General features: G+C 68.9%; 21 protein-coding genes. 3 read left to right on the forward strand and 18 right to left on the reverse strand.

Going from position 1 to position 23,294, the window contains the following annotated elements; genetic code table 11:
- Positions 1-11: 11 nt before the first annotated feature.
- From truB to ACZK39_RS00990, 4 genes are all read right to left on the reverse strand, one after another.
- A complete protein-coding gene (truB, locus tag ACZK39_RS00975; RefSeq protein ID WP_463612241.1) occupies positions 12-881 on the reverse strand; it encodes a tRNA pseudouridine(55) synthase TruB in 870 nt (289 codons plus the stop codon).
- Positions 878-1,318: a 30S ribosome-binding factor RbfA gene (gene rbfA, locus ACZK39_RS00980; protein WP_182783002.1), complete on the reverse strand. Its 441-nt coding sequence runs from the start codon at positions 1,316-1,318 to the stop codon at positions 878-880. Before rbfA ends, truB begins: the two co-directional genes overlap by 4 nt.
- Complete coding sequence (infB, locus tag ACZK39_RS00985; protein WP_459054267.1) at positions 1,318-4,242, reverse strand: translation initiation factor IF-2; 2,925 nt, start codon at positions 4,240-4,242, stop codon at positions 1,318-1,320. The genes rbfA and infB overlap by 1 nt, the downstream gene beginning before the upstream one ends.
- 198 nt (positions 4,243-4,440) lie before the next feature.
- Positions 4,441-4,767, reverse strand: a complete 327-nt coding sequence (locus ACZK39_RS00990; protein ID WP_463612242.1) for a YlxR family protein — start codon at positions 4,765-4,767, stop codon at positions 4,441-4,443.
- 34 nt (positions 4,768-4,801) lie between these two features.
- Between ACZK39_RS00990 and ACZK39_RS00995 the strand changes: the two genes are divergently transcribed.
- The gene (locus ACZK39_RS00995; RefSeq protein ID WP_463612243.1) at positions 4,802-5,380 is read left to right on the forward strand and encodes a hypothetical protein; all 579 of its coding nucleotides are present in this window, start codon (positions 4,802-4,804) and stop codon (positions 5,378-5,380) included.
- Between the two features lie 65 nt (positions 5,381-5,445).
- Here ACZK39_RS00995 and ACZK39_RS01000 read toward each other — a convergent pair whose 3' ends face one another.
- From ACZK39_RS01000 to rimP, 4 genes are all read right to left on the reverse strand, one after another.
- Positions 5,446-6,588: a resuscitation-promoting factor gene (locus tag ACZK39_RS01000; RefSeq protein ID WP_463612244.1), complete on the reverse strand. Its 1,143-nt coding sequence runs from the start codon at positions 6,586-6,588 to the stop codon at positions 5,446-5,448.
- Between the two features lie 92 nt (positions 6,589-6,680).
- Positions 6,681-8,555 (reverse strand): LTA synthase family protein, encoded by a 1,875-nt coding sequence (locus ACZK39_RS01005; RefSeq protein ID WP_463612245.1) that lies wholly within the window; start codon positions 8,553-8,555, stop codon positions 6,681-6,683.
- Positions 8,556-8,567: 12 nt separating this feature from the next.
- A complete protein-coding gene (gene nusA, locus ACZK39_RS01010; protein ID WP_182783122.1) occupies positions 8,568-9,542 on the reverse strand; it encodes a transcription termination factor NusA in 975 nt (324 codons plus the stop codon).
- A complete protein-coding gene (rimP, locus tag ACZK39_RS01015; protein WP_182799599.1) occupies positions 9,542-10,027 on the reverse strand; it encodes a ribosome maturation factor RimP in 486 nt (161 codons plus the stop codon). The genes nusA and rimP overlap by 1 nt, the downstream gene beginning before the upstream one ends.
- A 65-nt stretch (positions 10,028-10,092) precedes the next feature.
- On the opposite strand from rimP, the gene ACZK39_RS01020 reads away from it, so the two are divergent.
- A complete protein-coding gene (locus tag ACZK39_RS01020) occupies positions 10,093-11,022 on the forward strand; it encodes a hypothetical protein (protein ID WP_463612246.1) in 930 nt (309 codons plus the stop codon).
- A gap of 3 nt (positions 11,023-11,025) precedes the next feature.
- Here ACZK39_RS01020 and ACZK39_RS01025 read toward each other — a convergent pair whose 3' ends face one another.
- The 5 genes from ACZK39_RS01025 to dxr all read right to left on the reverse strand — a co-directional run bounded on the left by ACZK39_RS01025 (position 11,026) and on the right by dxr (position 17,553).
- Positions 11,026-12,795 carry a proline--tRNA ligase gene (locus ACZK39_RS01025; protein WP_182783010.1) on the reverse strand — a complete coding sequence of 590 codons (1,770 nt, stop codon included), beginning with the start codon at positions 12,793-12,795 and terminating at the stop codon, positions 11,026-11,028.
- A gap of 214 nt (positions 12,796-13,009) precedes the next feature.
- Positions 13,010-13,846: a GNAT family N-acetyltransferase gene (locus ACZK39_RS01030; protein ID WP_182799597.1), complete on the reverse strand. Its 837-nt coding sequence runs from the start codon at positions 13,844-13,846 to the stop codon at positions 13,010-13,012.
- Positions 13,847-13,856: 10 nt separating this feature from the next.
- Positions 13,857-14,999, reverse strand: coding sequence for a flavodoxin-dependent (E)-4-hydroxy-3-methylbut-2-enyl-diphosphate synthase (gene ispG, locus ACZK39_RS01035; RefSeq protein ID WP_182783012.1), 1,143 nt, complete (start codon positions 14,997-14,999; stop codon positions 13,857-13,859).
- A gap of 71 nt (positions 15,000-15,070) precedes the next feature.
- Positions 15,071-16,357, reverse strand: a complete 1,287-nt coding sequence (locus ACZK39_RS01040; RefSeq protein ID WP_182783013.1) for a M50 family metallopeptidase — start codon at positions 16,355-16,357, stop codon at positions 15,071-15,073.
- On the reverse strand, positions 16,354-17,553 hold the full coding sequence (dxr, locus tag ACZK39_RS01045) for a 1-deoxy-D-xylulose-5-phosphate reductoisomerase (RefSeq protein WP_182783014.1): 1,200 nt from the start codon (positions 17,551-17,553) through the stop codon (positions 16,354-16,356). The genes ACZK39_RS01040 and dxr overlap by 4 nt, the downstream gene beginning before the upstream one ends.
- Positions 17,554-17,617: 64 nt before the next feature.
- Between dxr and ACZK39_RS01050 the strand changes: the two genes are divergently transcribed.
- Positions 17,618-18,310 carry a phosphotransferase gene (locus tag ACZK39_RS01050; RefSeq protein ID WP_459054261.1) on the forward strand — a complete coding sequence of 231 codons (693 nt, stop codon included), beginning with the start codon at positions 17,618-17,620 and terminating at the stop codon, positions 18,308-18,310.
- 165 nt (positions 18,311-18,475) lie between these two features.
- Here the strand turns inward: ACZK39_RS01050 and gdhA are convergent, their stop codons facing one another.
- From gdhA to pyrH, 5 genes are all read right to left on the reverse strand, one after another.
- A complete protein-coding gene (gene gdhA / locus ACZK39_RS01055; RefSeq protein ID WP_459054260.1) occupies positions 18,476-19,816 on the reverse strand; it encodes an NADP-specific glutamate dehydrogenase in 1,341 nt (446 codons plus the stop codon).
- A gap of 88 nt (positions 19,817-19,904) precedes the next feature.
- Positions 19,905-21,026, reverse strand: coding sequence for a dual-specificity RNA methyltransferase RlmN (gene rlmN / locus ACZK39_RS01060; protein ID WP_463612247.1), 1,122 nt, complete (start codon positions 21,024-21,026; stop codon positions 19,905-19,907).
- 24 nt (positions 21,027-21,050) lie between these two features.
- Positions 21,051-21,911: a phosphatidate cytidylyltransferase gene (locus ACZK39_RS01065; RefSeq protein WP_182799592.1), complete on the reverse strand. Its 861-nt coding sequence runs from the start codon at positions 21,909-21,911 to the stop codon at positions 21,051-21,053.
- A complete protein-coding gene (gene frr / locus ACZK39_RS01070) occupies positions 21,911-22,465 on the reverse strand; it encodes a ribosome recycling factor (RefSeq protein WP_463612414.1) in 555 nt (184 codons plus the stop codon). Before frr ends, ACZK39_RS01065 begins: the two co-directional genes overlap by 1 nt.
- A gap of 31 nt (positions 22,466-22,496) precedes the next feature.
- The gene (gene pyrH / locus ACZK39_RS01075) at positions 22,497-23,204 is read right to left on the reverse strand and encodes a UMP kinase (RefSeq protein WP_182783020.1); all 708 of its coding nucleotides are present in this window, start codon (positions 23,202-23,204) and stop codon (positions 22,497-22,499) included.
- Positions 23,205-23,294: the final 90 nt, after the last annotated feature.

The following is a 23,294-nucleotide window of genomic DNA, read 5'->3' on the forward strand; positions in this document are numbered from 1 at the left end:
TGCTCAATCTGTCATGCTCCGACCAGCACCGCAAGCGGTCTCGCACCGCCGTCGGCCGGTTCATACAGGGCGAGGAGTTCCCCGGAGGGTGAGAGCATCCCGGTGGGTGAGCCCGGGACGGGGCGGGCCAGGGGGCGACCGTAGCCGACGTCGCGCGCCTCGTCGTCGGTGAGGTCCACGACGGGGAAGCTGAGGCGCGCCGCGTCCGCCATCGACATCAGCTCCGGCGGCTCGTCGGAGAGGACGACTGCGTTCTCCAGCGCGTAGTGCCCGATACGGGTGCGCCTCAGAGCTGTGAGGTGACCACCCACCCCGAGGGAGGCCCCGAGGTCGCGGGCGATCGCCCGGATGTAGGTGCCCGAAGAGCATTCGATATCCAGGTCCACGTCGAGGCGTGCCCCGTCGACGCGTACGGCCAGCACGTCGAGCCGGGCCACCGTCACAGGGCGCGCCTTCAGCTCGACGGCCTCCCCTGCCCGCGCCAGAGCGTAGGAACGCTTCCCGTGGACTTTGATGGCCGAATAGCTGCTGGGCACCTGCAGAATGTCCCCCCGTAAGGGGATCAGCGCCCCTTCCAGCTCCCACTCCGTGACGGCCGAGGCGTCCGCCACGAACACCACCTCGCCCTCGGCGTCGTCGGTGGCCGAGGACTCCCCCAACCGCACGGTGGCCAGGTAGCGCTTGTCGTGCAGGGCCAGGTGCCCGAGCATCCGGGTGGCCCGGTTGACGCCGAGGATCAGCACGCCCGTGGCCATGGGATCCAGGGTGCCTGCGTGCCCGATCTTCCGCGTGCCCAGGAGCCTGCGCAGCCGACCCACCACCTGGTGGGAGGTGACCCCCGACTCCTTGTCGACGATCACCACCCCCGAGGTCCGGGTCACTGCTCGTCGTCCTCCTCGGACTCGCGCGGCTTCCGGTACGGATCCGACTCGCCGGCGAAGGTCTTGCCGGCGGCGGCCTGAGCCGCCGCGGCATCCTTGGCCTGCACCTCCGCCAACAGGTCCTCCATGTGCCGCGCCACCTCGGGGGTGGCGTCGAGCACGAAGGACAGCGTGGGCGTGAACTTCATTCCCAGGTGCTGCCCAACGGTGGAGCGGAGCATGCCGGTGGCCGACTCGAGCGCCGCCGCGGATGCGGCACGCGCCTCGTCGTCACCCAGCACCGTGTAGAAGGCCGTGGCGTCGCGGTTGTCCCCGGTCAGCCTCACCTCCGTGAGGGTCACGAAGCCCAGACGGGGATCCTTGACGCGTCGCTCGATGGTGGTGGCGAGGATGACCTTGATCTGGTCCGCCAGCTTGGCGTTTCTTGGACCTGGCATCAGGAGCGCTCCTTCTCCACCATCTCGAACGTCTCGATGACGTCTCCGATCCGGATGTCGTTGTAGTTGTTGAGCGTGACACCGCACTCGAAGCCCTCGCGGACCTCAGTGGCATCGTCCTTCTCGCGCCGCAGCGAAGCGATAGTGCTGGTGGCCACCACCACCCCGTCGCGCAGCAGGCGTGCACTGGCGTTGCGACGGAGGGTGCCGTCGGTGACCATGCAGCCTGCGATGTTGCCGAACTTGGACGAGCGGAAGATCTCGCGGATCTCCGCCTGGCCACGCACTTCCTCGGCGAAGATCGGCTTGAGCATGCCCTTGAGCGCCGCCTCGATCTCGTCGATGGCCGAGTAGATGACCGAGTAGAACCGCATGTCCACGTTCTCGCGGTCCGCCATCTGCGCCGCGTGCGGCGTGGGCCGCACGTTGAAGCCGATGATGACAGCCTTCGAGGCCGCAGCCAGCGAAACGTTGGTCTCGGTGATGGCACCGACACCGCGGTCGATGACACGCAGCGACACCTCATCGTTGACCTCGATCTTGGACAGTGCATCCTCGAGCGCCTCGACCGAGCCCGCGCCGTCGCCCTTGAGGATGAGCAGCAGCTCCTGCGCCTCGCCCTTCTCCAGCTGCTCGAACAGCTGGTCGAGGGTCTTGCGACGGCTCGTCTTGGCCTGCTGGGCGGCGCGCATGCGGGCCTCCCGCTTGTCGGCGATCTGACGCGCCATGCGATCGTCCTCGACGACCAGGACGTTGTCACCAGCCCCGGGCACGGACGTGAGTCCGAGTACCTGAACGGGCATCGACGGCGGGGCGGAGTCCATGATCTCGCCCTGATCGTTGATCAGGGCGCGGACACGCCCGTGAGCCGAACCGGCCACGATCGAGTCGCCGATCCGCAGCGTGCCACGGTGCACCAGCACCGTCGCCACGGGACCACGGCCCTTGTCCAGGTGCGCCTCGATGGCCACACCCTGGGCGGGCATGTCCGGGTTGGCACGCAGGTCCAGAGCGGCATCCGCGGTCAGGACGATGGCCTCGAGGAGTTCGTCCAGACCCTGGTGCGTGATGGCGGAGACGTCAACGAACTGGGTGTCGCCGCCGTACTCCTCCGGCACGAGGCCGTACTCGGAGAGCTGCCCGCGAACCCGCGTGGGATCCGCCGCCTCCTTGTCGACCTTGTTGACCGCCACCACGATCGGCACGTTCGCCGCCAAAGCGTGGTTGAGCGCCTCGATGGTCTGGGGCATCACGCCGTCATCCGCCGCCACCACCAGCACGGCGATGTCGGTGGACTTCGCGCCGCGGGCACGCATGGCGGTGAACGCCTCGTGGCCCGGGGTGTCGATGAACGTGATGGGACGGACGTTGCCGTCCACCTCGGTGACCACCTGGTAGGCGCCGATGGCCTGCGTGATGCCGCCGGCCTCCTTGGCCACGATGTTGGTGTCACGCAGGGCGTCCAGCAGCTTGGTCTTGCCGTGGTCCACGTGACCCATCACCGTGACGACGGGGGGACGGGCTTCAAGGTCGTCCTCGTCGCCGATGTTCTCGCCGAACTCCAGATCGAAGCTCTCCAACAGCTCGCGATCCTCGTCCTCGGGCGAGACGACCTCGATTCGGTAATCGAGCTCGGCACCCAACACCTCGAGGGTGTCGTCTGCCACGGACTGGGTGGCCGTGACCATCTCACCGAGGTGGAACAGCACCTGCACCAGCGACGCGGGCTCGACGCCGATCTTCTCGGCAAGGTCCGTCAGGGATGCGCCGCGGCGCAGGCGCACGGTGGCTCCGTCGCCCTTGCGCAGACGCACGCCGCCGATCGCCGGCGCCTCCATCTGGTCGAACTCTTGCCTACGCTGCTTCTTCGACTTGCGTCCACGGCGACCGGCCGCGCCACCGCGACCGAAGGCTCCCTGCGTACCGCCGGTACGGCCGCGACCGCCACCGCGACCGCCTCCAGCCGGGGCACCCATGCCGCCGCCCATGCCGGGACCGCCGGCTCCACCGGCGCCGCCGGGCCCACCCGGACGGCCACCACCGGGGCGACCACGGCCGGGGCCGCCAGGCCCAGCGGGCCGACCGCCACGGGCGGCGGGGGCGCCGAGCTGGGTGTTGGATGTCTTGGGCATCATCGCCGGGTTGGGGCGGGGCATGCCCGGCACCCCTCCGGTGCCGCCGGGACGCGGCATCCGGTCACCGGCACCGGCAGGTGCGCCTGGGCGGGCACCTGGAGCGCCTGGGCGGGCGCCGGGCGCGTCGGGGCGACGACGCTGCTGCGTGCCCATCCCCTGGGCGGGAGCGAACGGGTTGTTACCGGGCCGAGGGGCGCCCGGCTTGCGGGAACCGGCCCCTGGTGTGGGGGCTCCGGGCCTGGGACCAGGGACGCCTGGGCGGGGGGCTGACGAGCCGGGTCCGGGACGCTGTCCGGGGGCGGCAGGCCGCTGCGGGGCCGGCGTAGCCGGGCGGGCCGCCTGGGGCGCCGGAGTCACGGGCGCCGCGGGGGGCGTCGTCGGCCGAGGGCCAGGGGCCGGCGCGGGTGCTGGGGTGGGCGCCGGCGGGATGGGTGCCGGTGCCGGGGTGGGCCTTGGTGCCGCGGGGCGCGGGGCATCCGTGGACGGGGCGGGCGCGGGGGCTGCCGGGGCCACGGGAGCTGACGGGGTGGCGGCGGCGGGCGTGGCGTCCGACGCAGCCGGGGCGGGCTTCGGGCGCGCGGCCGGAGCCGGGGCGGGCTTCGGAGCGGTCGTCGGGTCGGCGGGGGCGGGCGCGCTACCCAGCGCTTCCCGGATGCGGCGCACGACTGGTGCCTCCAGCGTGGAGGACGGTCCGCGAACGTACTCGCCGTTCTCTCCCAGCCAGGCCAGAAGGTCTTTGCTTGTCTTACCGATTTCCTTGGCGATCTCGTGGACGCGAGGCTTTGCCACTACTCTCCTTTGCGGCCCGACCTCCAAGGGGCGAACCTTTAGTTGTGCTGAATCATCGTTGGGTTCTCATCGAGTGGTCATGAGCGTGAGCCCACCTTCTGGTTGTCGCCCTGTCGGGCGTGGAACGATGCGGCCACGACAAAGACGTGGGCCGCTGGACATCATATCCTCCCGAAGAGGCTTGATCCAGCCAGAGTGTCAAGCCGCAGGCCAGTGCGCAGCCGGGTCCAGCTCGACGGCTGCACCGAAGGCCCTCCGGACCGCCCGGCGGCGGATCGCCAGTTCCAGGCAGCCGGCGTGAACGTAGGCTCCGCGTCCCGGGAGGCGCGGTCGGGTGCCGTCGACGGCGAGGTCGCCTCGTCGGACGAGCCGAAGGAGCCGGTCCTGATCGTCACGGCCTCGACAGCCGATGCAGGTGCGTTGGGGAGTCATCGGACCCAAGCCTACGGCCACATTGCCAGCAACACCCCAGGCACCGCACAGCGTCCTGACAGGGGGCGGCGGGAAGGTTGATCCATCGGGCATCAGGCCCGAGATCTACTCACCATCAGGAGGACACATGCAGAACAAACTGATCGCCGGCATTTCCGCCGCCGCCATGGCCGCGGGCCTGGGCTTCGGCGTCTCACAGATCGCCACCGCCGACACCACCACCCCCACCCCGAGCGCGTCGGCATCGGCCAGCGAGGACTCCTCGGCCCCCCTCGGATCACGCGAGGGCAAGGGCCGCCACGGCGACCGCGGAATGCCCGGTGCCGACGCGGCCACCCTCGCCGAGAAGCTCGGCGTGGAGGAGGACGCGCTCGAGGACGCGATGGATGCGGCCCGCGAGGGCCTGGAGTTCGTCCAACCCTCAACGGATGCCACCGACGAGGAACGCGAGGCGGCGCGGACGGAGCGGCAGGCTGCGTACGTGAGCGCGCTCGCGGGCGAACTCGGCATCGACGAATCGAGGGTGCAGGCCGCCCTCGACGAGATCCAGGCCACCCGCACAGCCGAGCGGGCAGAGGCCGACACTGCGATCCTGGACCAGGCTGTCACGGACGGGAAGCTGACCCAGGCCGAAGCGGACACAGTGCAGAAGGCGATCGACGCCGGCATCGTCTCCACCCGCGGCGGTGGGCACCGGGGCCGCTGATCGACACAGACAAGACCCGGTGGCTCAGGCCACCGGGTCTTGTCTGTGCGCCGAGGCGCAGGGTGTCAGGCGCAGCTCCACGGCTGGGTGCCGCGGATCGCGTAGAGGCGGTTCGCCACGGTGATCTGCTCCGCGCGGCTGGCCTGGTGGGGGTAGGACGCGAAGTCCTGGCCGTTGACCGAGCGCCAGGTGGCAAGGTTGAACTGCAGGCCCCCGTAGTAGCCGTTGCCCGTGTTGATGTCCCAGCGGCCGCCCGACTCGCACTGGGCGATCCGGTCCCACATGTCCGCACGGGCGAGGTTGATGGCACCGCCGGATGACGACGTCGAGGAGGACGTGGACGAGGATGACGTGGACGAGGTGGCAGGGGCGGACACCTTGGTGCCCACCGTGGTGACCTGCGTCACGGGCTTACGGGTGACCACCCGCTCGTCGAGGGCGGAGCTGACCAGTGTGCCGTCCTCATACACCTCGGTGTAGGTCTCGCTGGCGAGGCCGTTGACTCCCTTGGTGGTGATCTTGCTGGTTCCCTTGGCCAGGTCCGCGGACTTCACCGAGGTCTTCTCGAAGGGCACCGCCACCTCTTTGGTGGCCTGCTTGACCTCAACAGCGACCACGGTGATGGCTAGTCCGTCCTCCAGAACGGTGCCGGCCGCGGGGGTCACCTTGTCGTCGGAATCCGGCTTGACGCCGGCCTGGGCCAGCGCATCCGCGACAGTGCCGGCCACGGTCAGCTGGGCGGGCGCCCCCGCCACCGTCAGCGTGACGTCCTTGGCGGTGGCCAGCTCCATCGTCAGCCCCTGGCGGGAGATCGTGGTGGAACGGGACGTGGAGAGCTTCGAGTCGGCGGCGCCCAGGTTGAGCATCGACAGCGCCTCGCCAACGGTGCGGGCGGTGGTCCAGACGGTCCGCTTCTCGCCGTCGACCGTCACTTCAAGCTCGCGGCCGAAGGCGACGCTGATCTCCATGTCGTCGTCGACCTCGGTGTCCGGCCCGGGCAGGACCACATCATGCCGGCCCAGCTCGATGTTCTCCAGCTGCAGCACCTCGGCGACTGTGTCCTCACGCACCGCAATGGTGCGAGAGACGCCGTCGACGACGAGGGTGACGTCGTTCTTGTGCAGGGCTGTCGCGACTCCCGCCGCGGTCACGAGCGCGAGCGCGCAGCCGCCGGCCGCCACGGGGATCCAGAACTTCTTCGCCTTCAACACGAACTCCTCAAGTTTCAGCAGTGTGCTATCAGGCTAACCCGGAAGTTGAGAGAAAACCAAAAATAACCTGAGATTCTCTCAGTAGTGGGCTACTGTCCGGCGCGGTGTGCCTCGTACATCGCCTCGGTGTCGACGTACCACGCCAGCGAGACGTCGCGGAGCTCGCCCATCCACGCCTCATCCGCCGTCGCGGCGAGGTCGTTGAGCTCGAAGGGGTCCGCCGCGAGGTCGAAGACCTCGTCGCGCCGGTCTCCGAAGTGGTGGATGAGCTTGCGGTCACCGTCGATGACCGCCGTGCAGCGCCCCCGCGCGAGGCAGGTGGCCACCAACGGACCTTGGGGCTCTCCGCTGTAGAGCGACGGCTGATACGCGTGCCCGGAGACCAGGTCGAAGCCGAGAGCGTCGACGGCGGTGGGCAGGACTGCCAGCTGGTTCGCCGGCTGCCCCAGCTGCTCTCCCTCCCGCTGGGGGTCGTGCACCAGGAAGGGGATCCTGACGCCCTCGTCGTAGATCGTGTTGTCGTGCTGGAAGACGCGGTGCTCGCCGAAGCCCTCGCCATGATCGCCTGTCACCACGAAGACGGTGTCCTCGTAGAGTCCGAGCTCCTTGAACATGTCGATCACGCGGCCGACGAAGGCATCCTGGTAGTGGATGCCGTTGAGGTACGAGTTGAGGAGCGGATCCTCCACGAAGTCGATCGGCTCGTGGCCCTCGAGCACGTAGTCGTGGTGCCCCGTGACTGTCAGCATGCCGAGCATGAACGGCTCGCCGTCGGTGGTGGCCAGCCAGTCACGTGCGGGCCCGAGCATGATGTCGTCTTCGTAGCCGAAGTAGTTGGCCTTCCCGAAGTCGACCTTCGGCATGCTGTCCACGGAGCGGAAGAAATCGAAGCCGAGGTTGTCCACCGTCCCGCGCCTGCGCTCGAAGTGTTCGGTGGCCGACTGGAGGAACGCCGTCTCGTAGCCCTGGTCCCCCAGCAGTTCGGCCAGGCACGGCATCGGCATGCTGCCTGCCTCGGCCTCGGTGTTGTCGTGGTCAGGAGGTGCGGCGACCCCGCAGTGGACGGCTGTGAGGGCCTTCGAGGTGTGCGGAAGGAGCGAGTAGCCGCGCGACGGCGTGAGGCTGGACTCCGCAAGCGCATCGAGGACAGGGGTCACGGGTTGGCTCGTGGGAGGCAGCGTCGAGGTGGCGCGCTGCGACTCGAGGGTGATCACCACGAGGTTGCGCCCGGAGGCATCGGGCCGGGGCACCAACCGGGTCTCACCGACAGCCTGAGCGACGGCGACCGCACTGGCCGGCTCCGGATAGGCGTCCGCCTCACGGATCGGGGCGACGACGAGCTGAACGGGCGGCGCGAGCGCGAAGGCGGCCGAGACGGTGGGCGCGCTCCAGGCCGAGGCGGCCAGCAACAGAGCGGCCACTGCCACCACCACGAGCCGACGCACCAGCCGCGAGGGCTTCCTCAGGGCCCGCGAGACCAGGGGCCCCAGCAGCAGGGGCGCGACGAGGGTGTTCACCAGCACCCCGACGGCCAGGGCGATCATGCCGGGGGTGATCTGGGATTCCAGGAGACCGTGCAGCTCTCCCCCGCCGCGCCACGCGTACTCGATCTGCATCCAGGTGAGCGGGTTGCCAGTCGTCATCACATAGCTGTGGCTGACCACCAGGAAGAGCCCCAGCACCAGCGTGGCGGCGTGGGCCAGATAGAACGCGATGGTACGCAACCACCCTGGGCCGACCGCCGACAGCACCCCCCACAGGAGCACCCATGCGGACCCGAAGGCCACATCGGACCACACGCGGGCGGCCACCTCGCCGAGGTCGGCGTCCGGGAAGTACGCGCCGGTGCGCGCGAACTTCAGCCACACCCCCATGAGCGCGACGGGCAGCAGGAGCACGACGAGGCGGCCCCACTTGTGGCGGGGCTTGAGTAAACGGGAACCAAACGGGCGGTGAACAGGCATCGTTGGGACATGTTACGCCCCCGGTGCGGTATCGGGCTGAATGTCGATTCGCCACCCGGTGAGGCGGGCGGCCAACCGCGCGTTCTGCCCCTCGCGCCCGATGGCCAGCGAGAGCTGGTAATCGGGAACGATCGCGCGGCAGGCGCGCGCCTGGAGATCCATCACCGTCACCGACAGGACCTTGGCCGGCGACAGGGCCGCCGCGACAAACTTCGCCGGGTCCTCGGAGTAGTCGACGATGTCGATCTTCTCCTCCCCCAACTCGTTGGTCACGGCGCGGACGCGTTGTCCCATGGGTCCGATGAAGGCGCCCTTGGCGGAGACATCCGGGTGGTTCGAGCGCACCGCGATCTTGGTCCGGTGCCCGGCCTCGCGCGCGATCTCCATGATCTCCACCATCCCCTGCCCGAGCTCGGGCACCTCCATGGCGAAGAGCTTCTTGACCAGGTTGGGGTGCGTGCGCGACACGATCACCTGGGGACCGCGCAGTTCACGGCGGACCGCCACCACGTAGACCCTGAGCCGACGGCCGTGCGAGTAGTCCTCCCCCGGAACCTGCTCGGCCAGCGGCATCATCGCCTCGAGTGAACCGAGGTCCACCCGCACCGCCCTGGTGTCGCGGTCCTGCTGGATGGTGCCCACCACGATGTCGCCCTCGGTGCCGGCGAAGTGGCCGTACTTCTGATCATCCTCGGCCTCCCTGAGCCGCTGGAAGATCACCTGACGAGCAGTGGCCGCCGCGATCCGGCCGAAGTCATCAGGAGTGTCGTCGAAGTAGCCGATGATCTTGTCGTCGTCGTCGAACTCGGGGGCGAGCACACTCACCTTGCCGGTCTTGCGGTTGACCTCGACCTTGACCCCGCGCAGGGCGTGCGGGGTCTTGTTGTACGCGTTGAGCAGTGCGTCTTCAAGGGTCTTGATGAGGTAGTCCTCGGAGATCTCCTTGTCCCGCTCGATTGCGCGCAGCGCTGCCAGATCGACGTCCATCATGCTTCCTCTCCGTCATCGTCGGCCAGGGAGCGGTTGAGCTCCACCTGGACGACGGCCTTCCTGATGTCGCTGAGCGCGACGGTGCGGTGCGTCCCCTCGACGTCCAGAGTGACGCCCTCCTCGGTGACGTCGACGATCCGGCCGGTGGTGTCCCCCTCCGCCAGCCACAGCTTGACGAGCCGGCCGGTGTTTCTGCGGTAGTGCTTGGCGGCGGTGAGGGGGGTGCTGACGCCACGCGAGCTCACCTCGAGGGTGTAGGGACGTGTGCCCACGGCGTCGCTCTCGTCGAGCGCCGCCGAGATGGACGAGGCTGCGCGGGCGATGTCGTCGAGCAGCGGTCCCCGACCCAGCGGTCCGTCGCCGTCGACGCTGATCCGTAGTACGGAGCGCTTGCCGAGAGGTGTGACCTCCATGCTGTCGAGCTCGAGTCCGTGCTCCGCGAGGATCGGTTCAATGACCGACGCGAGCGTGTTCTCCTGCATCTTCGGCTCCATATCCGGTTGTTGGCCTAATTGTGAAGACCAAGCATACCGATAGGCTGAAGTCCATGAGATGTGGCAGGCGCGCGGTCCTGGCGGCCCTGCTCGTTGCGGGCTGCGGCCTGGACCCCACCATTTCCCAGCCGTCGCTCCCTGCGCCCGAGCCGGATCCGACCCCCAGCCAGACCGCCGAGGCCGCTGAGGCCGCAGCCGCGGTGGCGGGGCTGGTTGCCGCCATCGAGGCGGGTCGTTCCGCCGAGGGCGCCCCGGCGACCTATCCCGCCTGGGCCGACGCCGCCGTAACCGCTCTGGGCGCCGTGCTGGACCGCCTGCGGGCAGCTGACCCGGTGGCGGGGGGAGAGCCCGTCTTCGACCTGCCACCGCACTCCCCCGAGACCCCGCCGCCCGCGGGGCTTGAGGAGTCGCTGGCGGCGGCGTCGACGGCGGCGGAGACCTCGCTGCGCCGCGCCGCGCTGGCCGCACAGGCCCAGCCGCTCAGGCTGCTGTACGCCTCCGCGGCGTGCACGTCCCGCGGATTGACGACGGTGGGGGCAGCACCCGTCGAAGGCGAGGCGGAGCCGCGTCACTTTCAGGGCACCACCGTGGCCGCCTCGCTCCCCATCGCCCTCAGCCACTCCTGGGCGCTGATCTACGGGCTCGGCGTGGGGATCGGCCGACTCGACGGCGACGACCCCCTGCGCGACCTCGGAACAGCCCGGCTGGCCACCGCGAAGGAGTTGCGCAACGAGCTGCGCAACGCGCTCCCGGGGGTCGCACCTGTGCAGCCCGCGACGTTCGAGCTGCCCACGGCGATGACCACCAGCGAGGAGATCCGGGCGGGATGGGGGGCGCTGGAGCTGGGGCTCCTGGAGGGCCTCGGCCGGCTGGTGGCAGCGGGAGGGCCGGGCCGTGAGCGTTGGCTGGAGCTCATGGTCGGGGCCGCCGATTCCGTGGGGGCCATGGGCCGGCCCCTCCCCCACTGGCCAGGCTGGGTCTGAGGCTCAGCGCCCGGCTGCCAGCAGAACCTGGGCAACGATCTCGGCCACGGGCAGCTCCTGCCGCCCGCCGGTTCGCCGGTCGCGCAGCTCCACCACACCGTCGGCCAGTCCGCGACCCACCACGACGATGATGGGCATCCCCATGATCTCGGCGTCGGCGAACTTCACGCCCGGGCTTGCCTTGCGGTCATCGAGGAGGACGTCGACCCCGCGGCCCGACAGCTCTCCCGCGATCCGCTCGGCCTCGGCGAACACCGCCGCATCCTTGCCTGTGGCCACCACCTGTACCTGGAACGGCGCCAGCGCCAGCGGCCAGCAGAGGCCCTTGTCGTCGCAGGTGGTCTCTGCCACCGCGGCCACGGCTCGCGAGACGCCCACGCCGTAGGAGCCCATCGTGACCGTGACCAGCTTCCCGTTGGAATCCAGGACCTTCAGACCCAGCGCGTCGGCGTACTTGCGCCCGAGCTGGAAGATATGGCCCATCTCGATTCCCCTGGCCAGGGTCAGCGGCCCGGAGCCGTCCGGCGCGGGATCGCCCTCTCGGACCTCCGCCACGTCCAGGACCCCATCGGCCACGAAGTCGCGGCCCGCGGTGACGCCCACCAGGTGCGTGTCCTTGAGGTTGGCGCCGGTGGCCCAGAACGTGCCCTCCACCACCCGGGGGTCCACGAGGTACTCGATGCCGGTGGCCGAATCCTTGCCGAGCACCCGGGTCCCGTCCAGCGACACCGGGGAGATGTAGCCCACCACCAGGTCTGGGAACTTCGCGAAGTCCTCGGCGCCGAAGGGCTCGGCGACGGACGGCTCGAGGGCTGCGGCCAACCGCTTGAGGTCCACCTCCCGATCCCCGGGGAGCCCGACGGCGAGCGCGCGCGTGGACCCGTCGGCGTCAGTGACCCGGAACAGGATGTTCTTGAGCGTGTCGGCACCGGTCCAGGAGCGATCGGGACGGTCGCGGTTGAGGATGTCGACAACGGCGGCGATCGATCCGGCGTCCGGGGTGTCGATCGGCGCCATGGCGGGTGCGTCCTCGACCGGCAGCGGCGCGGGAGCGGCGAACCGCACGGCCTCCACGTTGGCCGCGTAGCCGGCGGGCGAGCGGACGAAGGTGTCCTCGCCGTTGTCGGCCACTGCCAGGAACTCCTCCGAGCGTGAGCCGCCCATGGCGCCCGCCATGGCGGAGACGATGACGAATTCGAGGCCGAGGCGCTCGAAGATCCGCTGGTAGGCGTCGCGGTGCCGGAGGTAGCTCGCCTCGAGGCCGGCGTCGTCGACATCGAAGGAGTAGGAGTCCTTCATGATGAACTCGCGACCCCGGAGCAGGCCGGCCCGCGGGCGGGCCTCGTCGCGGTACTTGGTCTGGATCTGGTACAGCGACAACGGCAGGTCCTTGTAGGAGCTGTAGAGGTCCTTGACCATGAGGGTGAACATCTCCTCATGCGTGGGGCCGAGCAACAGATCCGCGCCCTTGCGGTCCTGCAGCCGGAACAGGTTGTCCCCGTAGTCAGACCAGCGGCCGGTGAGCTCATAGGGCTCACGGGGCAGCAGCGCCGGGAAGCGGACCTCCTGGGCGCCGATGGCGTCCATCTCCTCCCGGACGACGGCCTCCACCTTCTGCAGCACCTTCAGGCCCAGCGGCAGCCAGGAGTACACCCCGGGGGCGGCCCGTCGGATGTAGCCGGCGCGCACCAGCCAGCGGTGGCTGGGCACCTCTGCGTCGGCTGGGTCGTCGCGGAGGGTGCGGACGAACAGGCTCGACAGGCGAGTGAGCATGGGTGGCGCCTTTCTCGGGGTGGACCGGGGGTCAGCCTAGACCATGGCCCTAGGGAACCACTGACCAATCATGTCCCGGCTGCGGCGCACCGGATCGGGCGATCTGCCACCCCTCCATCTGGATATGGACGTCGAGTACACGCACCAGATGTAGTGGCGCCATCTCTTCCCGCCCGGCACGTCCTCACCGAGAACAGCATTGATCAGTGGTTCCCTAGAAGTGGACCGTGGCCAGTGCCCCCACCTCGACGAACCCCAGCCGCTCGTACGCCCTGATTGCGGGGGTGTTGAAGTCGTTGACGTAGAGGCTGATCCGCGGGAAGCGCCGCATCGCCAGGTGGAGCATGCCGGAGAGCGCGGGGACGCTCAGCCCCTGCCCGCGCAACTCCGGATCCACCCAGACCCCCTGGAGTTGCGCCTGTCCCCCCAGCTTGGGGCCGAGGTCCGCCTTGAAGATCACCTTGCCACGCTCGTCGACGATGCCGTAGGCGTCTCCCTCGACGAGGCGCTGCCTCACGAAACGCTCATAACCGGATCCGTACTTGAACGGCGAGCTGCCGATCTCGTCGGTGTACATGTGGACCGAGGCGTCGAGATAGCTGGCGTAGTCGTCGACGGTCAGCTTCCGGACCCGCTCATCCGCGGCAACCTGCGGGTCGGCATCCAGCAGCATGAGGGGTTGGCGCGCCCTGATGTTGGCGACGGGGCCCCACGAACCACGCCAGCGCTCGGTCAGGCCGAGGTGGAGCCCGAGCACCGAGATGGCCGGACCCAGAATGGAGGTGCAGCGACGCACCGGGCCGAGCTGCCCCACGAACGCGGGCAGGGCCCCGGGATCGAAGCCGGCGACGAAGACGGTGCCGCCGTCCAGCAAGAGGGCTGAGACCTCTCCGCCGCGCTGATAGGCGTAGACAGTTCCGAGGCGACGGCGGTCTATCCCGTAGGTGGCCACCTTGGAGGCGAGGAACAGGTTCTCCACCGGGCTCCGGGCGAGGAACTCCAGGGCCTCATCCCGGTCGGCGCTGCCCAACGCGCGCACCCGGGAAGCCATGGGCGACAGCTTAGGAGACGGAGACGCTCGGCGCGCCCACCTCGCCCATCTCTGCGGCCAGGCGCTGCGCCTCGATGATCAGGGTCTCGACGATCTCGTCCTCAGGTACCGTCTTGATCACCTCGCCCTTGACGAAGATCTGGCCCTTGCCGTTACCCGAGGCCACACCCAGGTCCGCCTCGCGGGCCTCGCCCGGGCCGTTGACGACACAGCCCATGACCGCCACGCGCAGCGGCGCCTGCATGCCCTCGAGCCCCTTGGTCACCTGCTCGGCGAGCGTGTACACATCCACCTGGGCCCGGCCGCAGGACGGGCACGACACGATATCGAGCTTGCGGGGCTTGAGGTTGAGCGACTCGAGGATCTTGAGGCCCACCTTGACCTCTTCCGCCGGAGGGGCGGACAGCGAGACGCGGATGGTGTCGCCGATGCCGCGGCTGAGCAACGCCCCGAACGCGACCGACGACTTGATGGTGCCCTGGAAAGCCGGCCCGGCCTCCGTGACGCCGAGGTGCAACGGGTAGTCGCACTTCTCCGACAGCATCTCGTAGGCGCGCACCATCACCACCGGGTCGTTGTGCTTGACCGAGATCTTGAAGTCGTGGAAGCCGACGTCCTCGAACAGCGAGGCCTCCCACAGCGCCGACTCGACCAGCGCCTCCGCGGTGGGTGCACCATGCTTGGCGAGCAGGCGCCTGTCGAGCGAGCCCGCGTTGACGCCGATCCGCAGTGACACCCCGGAGTCAGCCGCCGCCTTCGCGATCTCCGCGACCTTGTCGTCGAACTGCTTGATGTTGCCCGGGTTCACGCGCACCGCGGCGCACCCCGCGTCGATGGCCGCGAACACGTAGCGCGGCTGGAAGTGGATGTCGGCGATGACGGGGATCTGCGACTTCATCGCGATGATGGGCAGCGCCTCGGCGTCGTCCTGGCTGGGCACCGCGACGCGGACGATGTCGCATCCCGTGGCCGTCAGCTCCGCGATCTGCTGGAGCGTGGCGTTGATGTCCGTGGTTTTTGTGGTGGTCATCGACTGGACGCTGATCGGCGCGTCGCCGCCAACCATGACCTTGCCCACCTTGATCTGCCGGGTCTTGCGGCGGGGGGTGAGAACGGGGGCCGGCGCGGGGGGCATACCGAGGTTCACGGGCATGGCGCACAGCCTACCCGCATCGCGCACACCGCTGGTCGCACGGCGATGCGGTCCGGATCACCGCACCCCTCCTAGAGGATCTGGATCGGCGAGATGATGTCTGCAAGGATCAGCACCACGCCGCCGAGCAGGAGGAAACCGCCGACGAGGTAGGTGACGGGTAGGCCCTTGGCCGTGTCCGTGTGGCCGGGGTCCGGCCGGCCCATCAGGCGGGCTGTGTGCCTGCGGAGCCACTCCCAGATAGCCGCGGCCACGTGGCCGCCGTCGAGTGGCAGCAGCGGCACGAGATTGAGCAGCGCGACGAACAGGTTCACAGATCCCAGCAGCGACAGCCAGGTGGCCGCCTTGTCCGCCACCTCGAGCTCGTCGCTGGCACCGATCTCCCCTGCCACGCGGGAGGCGCCCACGATCGACAGAGGCGAGTTGAGGTCACGCGGCTGCCCGGTCACCAGGTCAGCCGCAACGTTGTAGACCCGCACGGGGAAGCTGGCGAGTGCGACGACCGACTGTTTCGTCATGGTCCACATCTGGGCGGCCGTCGCCGCCACACCTCCACGCCGCTGCTCGATGGTTGGGCTCACCCCCAGGAACCCGGCCTCGACGGTGCGGGAGGGGTCCAACCGGTCAGGCACGAAATTCAGGACGGTGCGGACCTCTGGCAGCTCGATCCGTTGGCCATCGCGCTCGACGACGACGCGCGCCGCGCCGTCGCGGTTGTCCCGGATCAGGTCGCCCATCTGCTCCCAGCCGGTGAGCTCGGCGCCGTTGAACGCGAGCAGGATGTCGCCCGGCTGCACCCCGGCCAGGACAGCGGGGGTCTCCGGGTCACCGGGGCGGCAGGTGCGGTCCGCGCGGTCCACCGGGACGGCGCATTCGGAGACCGAGGCCACCGTCAGGGTTGCCGTCGGGACCCCGTAGGCCAGGTTGATCCCGAGGAAGATGGCGAAGGCGATCAGGATGTTCATCAGTGGCCCGCCCAGCATCACCACGATCTTCTGCCAGGTCTTCTTCTCGTAGAGCAGCCTGCCCTTGTCAGCCGCGGTGATGTCCTCGTACTCGACGGCGCGGGCCTCATCAGCCATCCGGGTCAGCCACCCACCCGGCTTGGCTGAGGGACGCCGGGGCGGGTACATGCCCATCAACCGCACGTAGCCGCCGAGCGGGATGGCCTTGATGCCGTACTCCGTCTCGCCCCGGGTGGTGGACCACAGCGTCTTGCCGAACCCGACGAAGTACTTGCTGACCCGGACCCCGAACAGCTTGGCGGGCACCAGGTGCCCCACCTCGTGGAGAGCGATCGAGGCCATGATGAGGGCGAAGAAGAGGATGGCGAACAGGACCGTGAGCACGGCGGTCATCGCGCGACCGCCAGCTCGGACGCCCTGGTGCGCCCCCACCGGTCCGCGGCGAGGACCGCCGGCACCGTGAGCGCGTCGTCGCCCACGTGTCCGGTCTGCAGGTGCTCCTCGACGCACGCGGCCACGATCCTGGTGATGTCCGGGAAACCGATGGTCCCTGCGCAGAAGGCGTCGACGCACGCCTCGTTGGCGGCGTTGTACACGGCGGGTGCGGTACCGGCCGCCTTGCCGGCCCTGCGAGCGAGCTCGACGGCGGGAAAGGTCTCATGGTCCAGGGGCTCGAACGTCCAGGTGGCCGCGCTGGTCCAGTCGCACGGGGCGGCGGCGTCAGCGAGCCGCTCCGGCCAGGTCAGCGCGATACCGATGGGCAGGCGCATGTCCGGCGGCGACGCCTGGGCGATCGTGGAACCGTCGTGGAACTCCACCATCGAGTGCACGATGGACTGCGGGTGCACGGTGACGACGATGTCGTCGAAGCCGACGCCGTACAGCAGCGCGGCCTCGATCAGCTCGAGGCCCTTGTTGACCAGGGTGGCGGAGTTGATGGTGATCACCCGTCCCATGTTCCAGGTGGGGTGCGCCATCGCCTGCTCCGGAGTGACCTCGGCGATCTGCTCCTGGTTCCAGCCTCGGAACGGGCCGCCGGAGGCGGTGAGGATCAGCCGGCGCACCTCGTCTGCCCGTCCGGCTCTCAGCGCCTGGGCGAACGCCGAGTGCTCGGAATCCACAGCGACGATCTGGCCTGGGGCAGCGGCCTGCACGACCAACCTGCCGCCGATCACCAGCGACTCCTTGTTGGCCAGCGCCAGCGTGCTTCCCGCGGCCAGCGCCGCGAGCGTGGGGCCGAGACCGGCCGCCCCGGTGATGGCGTTGACCACGACGTCGACGCCCGCCCCGGCGAGCTGCGTGGAGGACTCTGGGCCGAGCAGCAGCTTCGGCAGCTGGTACTGGCCGGTGCTCCATCCGCGACGGTCCGCCTCGGCATACAGCGCACGTTGGAGCTCCTGGGCGGCGCTGGCCCTGGCCAGCCCCACGGTCTCCGGCTCGAACTCGATGATCTGGCGTGCGAGCAGCTCCAGATTGCCTCCCGAGGCCGAGAGCGCCAGCACCCGGAACTGGTCCCTCCTGCTGGAGATCACCTCCAGGGTCTGGGTGCCGATGGATCCGGTGGAGCCCAGCAGGGCGATGGTGCGCACCAGGTAAGTCTATGCGCCCGCCGTCGGCTGAGATCCGGCGGCGATGTCGTGCCAAGATCGTCCCATGCCCCTTGCCACCCCTCCCCCCGCCGGAACCCCGGTCCCGTTCGCCATCACCCGATGGGCCGCGCAGAACCGGCGCCGCGTCGACGAGTTGGTCTGGCTCAACGAGCTCGGCGGGCTCACCGCCCGCGTCGTCGGTCCTGACACCACCCCCTTGTTCGCCAAGTGGAGCCCTCACGACCTCCTCCCGGAGGCCGAGCGGCTCTCGTGGTTGGCCAGCCGGTTCCCGTCCCCCCGGATGGTGGAATACGAAGAACTCGACGACGGCTGGTTGATCGTCACCATGGGGCTGCCCGGTCACTCCGCGGTGGACGCGCGTGGGCAGGCACACCCCGACCGTGCGGCGGCCGCCATCGGGGAGGGGCTGGCGATGCTGCACAGCCTTGATCCGAGCGACTGCCCCTTCGGTCCGGCCGACTGGATCGGTGTGCAGGACGACGTCGATGTGCTGGTGGTGGCTCACGGCGACCCGTGCGCCCCGAACACGCTGGTCGCCGACGACGGAAGGTTCGTAGGCATCGTCGACGTCGGCGACCTGGGCGTGGCGGACCGCTGGGCTGATCTCGCCATCGCGTCATGGTCGCTGGAGTGGAACTTCGGCCCCGGCCACGAAGACGCGTTCTGGGCCGGGTACGGCGAAGCGCCGGACCCTGAACGGATCCGGCGCTACCGCACCCTGTGGGGCGAGCCGTGACTGGGGAACCACTGATCAATCATGTCCTGGCTGCGGCGCACCGGCTCGGGCGATCTGCCACCCCTCCATCTGGATATGGACGTCAGGTACACGCACCAGATGTAGTGGCACCATCTCATCCCGCCCGGCACGTCCTCACCGAGAACAGCATTGATCAGTGGTTCCCTAGACCAGACCGAAGGCCTGCATCGCCGAGGCGACCCTCTCGAAGCCCGCGATGTTGGCGCCCACGACATAGTCTCCGGGCGAACCGTAGGATTCGGCCGTCTCGGCACACAGGTCGTGGATGTTGCGCATGATCGCAGTCAGGCGCTCCTCGGTGTACTCGAAACTCCAGGAGTCGCGAGAGGCGTTCTGCTGCATCTCCAGCGCCGAGGTGGCCACGCCTCCGGCGTTGGCCGCCTTGCCCGGACCGTAGAGGATTTTCGCCTCCTGGAACACCTTGATGCCCTCGGGGGTGGTGGGCATGTTGGCGCCCTCAGCGACGGCGATGACGCCGTTGCGGACGAGCGTGGCGGCGTGGTCGCCGTTCAGCTCGTTCTGCGTGGCCGACGGCAGGGCGACATCCACGGGCACGTCCCAGATGGAACTGCCGTTGGAGTGATAGCTCGCGGAGGAGCGGCGCTCGGCGTAGTCGCTGACGCGGCCGCGCTCGACCTCCTTGATCTGCTTGAGCAGGTCAAGGTCAACGCCCGCCTCGTCGATGACGTAGCCCGTCGAATCGGAGAACGTGATCACCGTGCCGCCGAGCTGGTGGACCTTCTCGATGGCGTAGATGGCCACGTTGCCGGAGCCGGAGACGCTGACCTTCTTGCCGTCGAACGATTCACCGCGTGTCTTGAGCATCTCGTCGGCGAAGACCACGGTGCCGTAGCCGGTGGCCTCGGTGCGCACGAGCGACCCGCCCCAGGCGATGCCCTTGCCGGTCAGGACGCCCGACTCGTAACGGTTGGTGATGCGCTTGTACTGGCCGAACATGTAGCCGATCTCGCGACCGCCGACGCCGATGTCTCCGGCGGGGACGTCGGTGTACTCGCCCAGGTGGCGGTACAGCTCGGTCATGAAGGACTGGCAGAAGCGCATGACCTCAGCGTCGGTCCTGCCGCGCGGGTCGAAGTCAGAGCCGCCCTTGCCGCCGCCGATCGGCAGCCCGGTGAGCGAGTTCTTGAAGATCTGCTCAAACCCCAGGAACTTGATCACGCCGAGGTAGACGCTCGGGTGGAAGCGGAGGCCCCCCTTGTAGGGTCCGAGGGCGGAGTTGAACTCCACGCGGAAGCCGCGGTTGACGTGCACCTCGCCCATGTCATCCATCCACGGGACGCGGAAGATGATCTGGCGCTCCGGCTCACAGATGCGCTGGAGGATCTTGGAGTCGAGGTATTCGGGGTGCCGCTTGATGACGGGCTCGAGGCTCTCGAAGACCTCGCGGACGGCCTGGTGGAACTCGGCCTCCCCCGGGTTGCGGGCCACGACACTCTGGAAGACGCCCTCCAGTTGTTGCTCCATCGATACTCCTTCGGATTGAGTTCAGCGGGACGATAGTAGCCACCCGCCCGGCTGCGTCGAGGGGCGGGTCCCCCATCCGGACAATGAGTTACTGGGATACGGAGGCGGCCAGCTGGCCGCAGGCGCCGTCGATCTCGGAGCCGCGGGTGTCGCGGAGGGTGACGGGGACGCCCCGTCGCTCCAGGGTCTGCATGAAGGCGCGCTCGTCCTCCTTGCGGGAGGCCGTCCATTTCGAGCCCGGGGTGGGATTCAGCGGGATGAGGTTGACGTGGACCCAGCCCCAGTCGCCGCGCTTCTTCAGCAGCGTCGCCAGCAGGTCCGCCCGCGCCACGGAATCGTTGATGTCGCGCATCAGCGCGTACTCGATCGACACCCGACGCTTCGTGGTGCGCGCGTACTCCCACGCGGCGTCCACCACCTCGCCCACCTTCCACCTGGTGTTGATGGGCACGATCTCGTCGCGCAGCTCGTCGTCGGGGGCATGCAGCGACACGGCCAACGTGAGGGGCAGCCCTTCGGCGGTCAGCTGCTGGATCTTCGGGACGAGGCCGACGGTGGAGACCGTGATGCCGCGCGCGCTCATCCCGAATCCGTCGGGGCTGGGTGCGAGGAGGGTGCGGATGGAGCCCAGCACCGCCTTGTAGTTGGCCAGCGGCTCCCCCATGCCCATGAACACGATGTTGTTGAGGCGCCCCGATGCCCCGGGCACCGCGCCGGAGGCCAGCATCTGGTTGGCCGCGAGGGCCTGCACCGTGATCTCCGCCTGGCTGAGGTTGCGCTGGAGGCCTCCCTGGCCCGTGGCGCAGAATGGGCAGGCCATGCCGCAGCCGGCCTGCGACGAGATGCACAGCGTCGAGCGGCCTGGGTACCGCATGAGCACGGACTCGAGGAGGGAGCCGTCGTGCAGGCGCCACAGTGTCTTGACGGTGGTGCCGCGGTCCGCGGTGCGCTGGGTCACCTGATCGAGCAGACGCGGAAAGAGCTGCTCCCCCAGGTCATTGCGGATGGAGGCCGGAATGTCGGAGAAGTCGGCCACACTGTCTTCCAGTCTGTCGAAGAGGTGCCGCGAGATCTGGTTGGCACGGAACTTGGGCAGACCGAGCCGCTGGGTGGCGTCGATCCGCTCGTCGACGCTCAGATCCAGCCAATGCTTGGGGGCCTTACCCCTGGCGGGCGCATCGAAGACGATGGGCAGCTGTGTTCCGGACATTGGTCACCTTTTCGATGGAGAGCCTCAGCCGCCGAGGGCGAGGTGGAGAACGAGCCAGCCGACGGGGACGGCCACGAGCATCGAGTCCAGACGATCCATGACACCCCCGTGGCCAGGGAGGAAGTTGGACATGTCCTTGATCCCGGCGTCGCGCTTCAGCAGGGACTCGACCAGATCACCGACGGTGGCTGCCAGACTCACCAGTACTCCGAGCGGGACACCGACCCACCACGGCGCTCCGAGGAGGAACACCGAGGCCAGGACGGCCACTGCGGTGGTCACCGCGACACCGCCGGCCAGGCCTTCCCAGGTCTTGCCCGGGCTGATGTGCGGGGCGAGCTTGTGCCGTCCGATGAGGGAGCCGACGCCGTAGGCGCCGGTATCTGAGGCGACGACACATGCGATGACGGTCAGGATCCGCAGTTGACCATCCGGCGCCGCCATCAGGAGCGGCACGAACATGCCCAGCAACGGGATGTACGCGATCACCAGGGCGCTGGCCGCGACGTCGCGGATGAAGCCCTCGGCCCCGCGGAACAGCCGCCATGCCAGAGCGACGATGGTGGTGGCGCCCAGGCAGATGATGACGAACGAGGTCGGGGTGACCCGCATGTCAGTGACGGCCGCGAGGTAGCCGCCGACCACGCTGAGGGCCGTGCCCGCCACGATGGGCAGGATCTCGGCGCGCATCCCCTTCCTGAGGAGCGCCCGATGAACCTCGACGGCCGCGGCACTCAGCCCGACGGCGACCAGCCCGATGAACAGCCAGGGGAACCAGATGAGCCCCACGGCGAAGGACACGAACAACGCGACGCCCACCCCGATGGCCACCGGGAGGTCCCGGCCCGCCTTCGGGGTGTGCGTCTGGTTGTCGCTGGTGGTCATCAGACCTCGAGCAGCTCAGCTTCCTTGTGCTTGAACAACTCGTCGATGCTCTCGACGAACTTCTTCGTGGTGGCGTCGAGCGCCTTCTCGGCGCGCGCCAGGTCGTCCTCGCTGATCTCGCCGTCCTTCTGGGCCTTCTTCAGATGGTCCATAGCGTGCCGACGGACGTTGCGCACCGCGATGCGGCCGTCCTCGGCCTTGGCCTTGGCCATCTTGATGTACTCGCGGCGGCGCTCCTCAGTCAGCTGGGGGACGAGGATACGCACGGAGTTGCCGTCGTTGCTGGGATTGACGCCGAGGTCCGCGTCGCGGATGGCTCGCTCGATGGCGCCGATGGCGCTCCTGTCGAAGGGGGTGATCACCATGGAGCGCGGGTCAGGTGAGGTGAAGCTGGCCAGCTGCTGCAGGGGCGTGGGCGCTCCGTAGTAGTCCGCGGTGATCTTGTTGAACATGGCGGGATGGGCCCGCCCCGTGCGGATCGTGGACATGTCCTCGCGGGTGTGGTCCACGGCGTGCTGCATCCTGGTGGACGCGTCGTTCTGGGTTTCGACGATCATGACAGTGCTCCTGAGGTGACTGAGGTGGCTAGCGCGAGACCAGGGTGCCGATCGGCTCCCCGGCGACGACTCGCCCGATGTTGCCCGGTGTGGAGAGGTTGAAGAAGACGATACTGAGGTTGTTGTCGCGCGCCAGCGAAATGGCTGTGGCGTCCGCGACCTTCAGGTCCTCCATGAGGAACTGGTCGTAGGAGAGGCGTTCGAACTTCGTGGCCTCTGGGTGGGTCTTGGGATCCTTGTTGTAGACGCCGTCGACGCCCTGCTTGCCCATCAGCAGCACCTCCGCCCCGATCTCGAGGGCCCGCTGGGCGGCCACCGTGTCGGTCGAGAAGTAGGGCATGCCGGAGCCGGCGCCGAAGATGACCAGCCGCCCCTTCTCCAGGTGTCGTTCGGCGCGCCTCGGAATGTAGGGCTCCGCCACCTGGGCCATGTTGATCGCCGACTGCACGCGGGTCTCGATGCCTGCCTTCTCGCAGAAGTCCTGCAACGCGATGCTGTTCATCACAGTGCCGAGCATGCCCATGTAGTCCGCCCGGTCCCGCGCCATCCCGTTCTGCGACAGCTCGGCGCCGCGGAAGTAGTTGCCGCCGCCGACGACCACCGCCACCTGGGTGCCGGAACGCACCACCTCAGCGATCTGCTCAGCGATGTTGGCCACCACGATGGGATCCACGCCGAGCTTTCCTCCACCGAACACCTCCCCCGACAGCTTCAGAAGGACTCGTCGATAAGCCACTGGGCCTCCTCGTTCTGGCTGGGTCGCCTCATGCGCGTGCGCCGCGACCCGAGCGGGTCGCGGCGACAGGCAATCTCCCTCCCCGTTCGA

The sequence above is a fragment of the Tessaracoccus luoxuelianae genome, assembly GCF_055326245.1.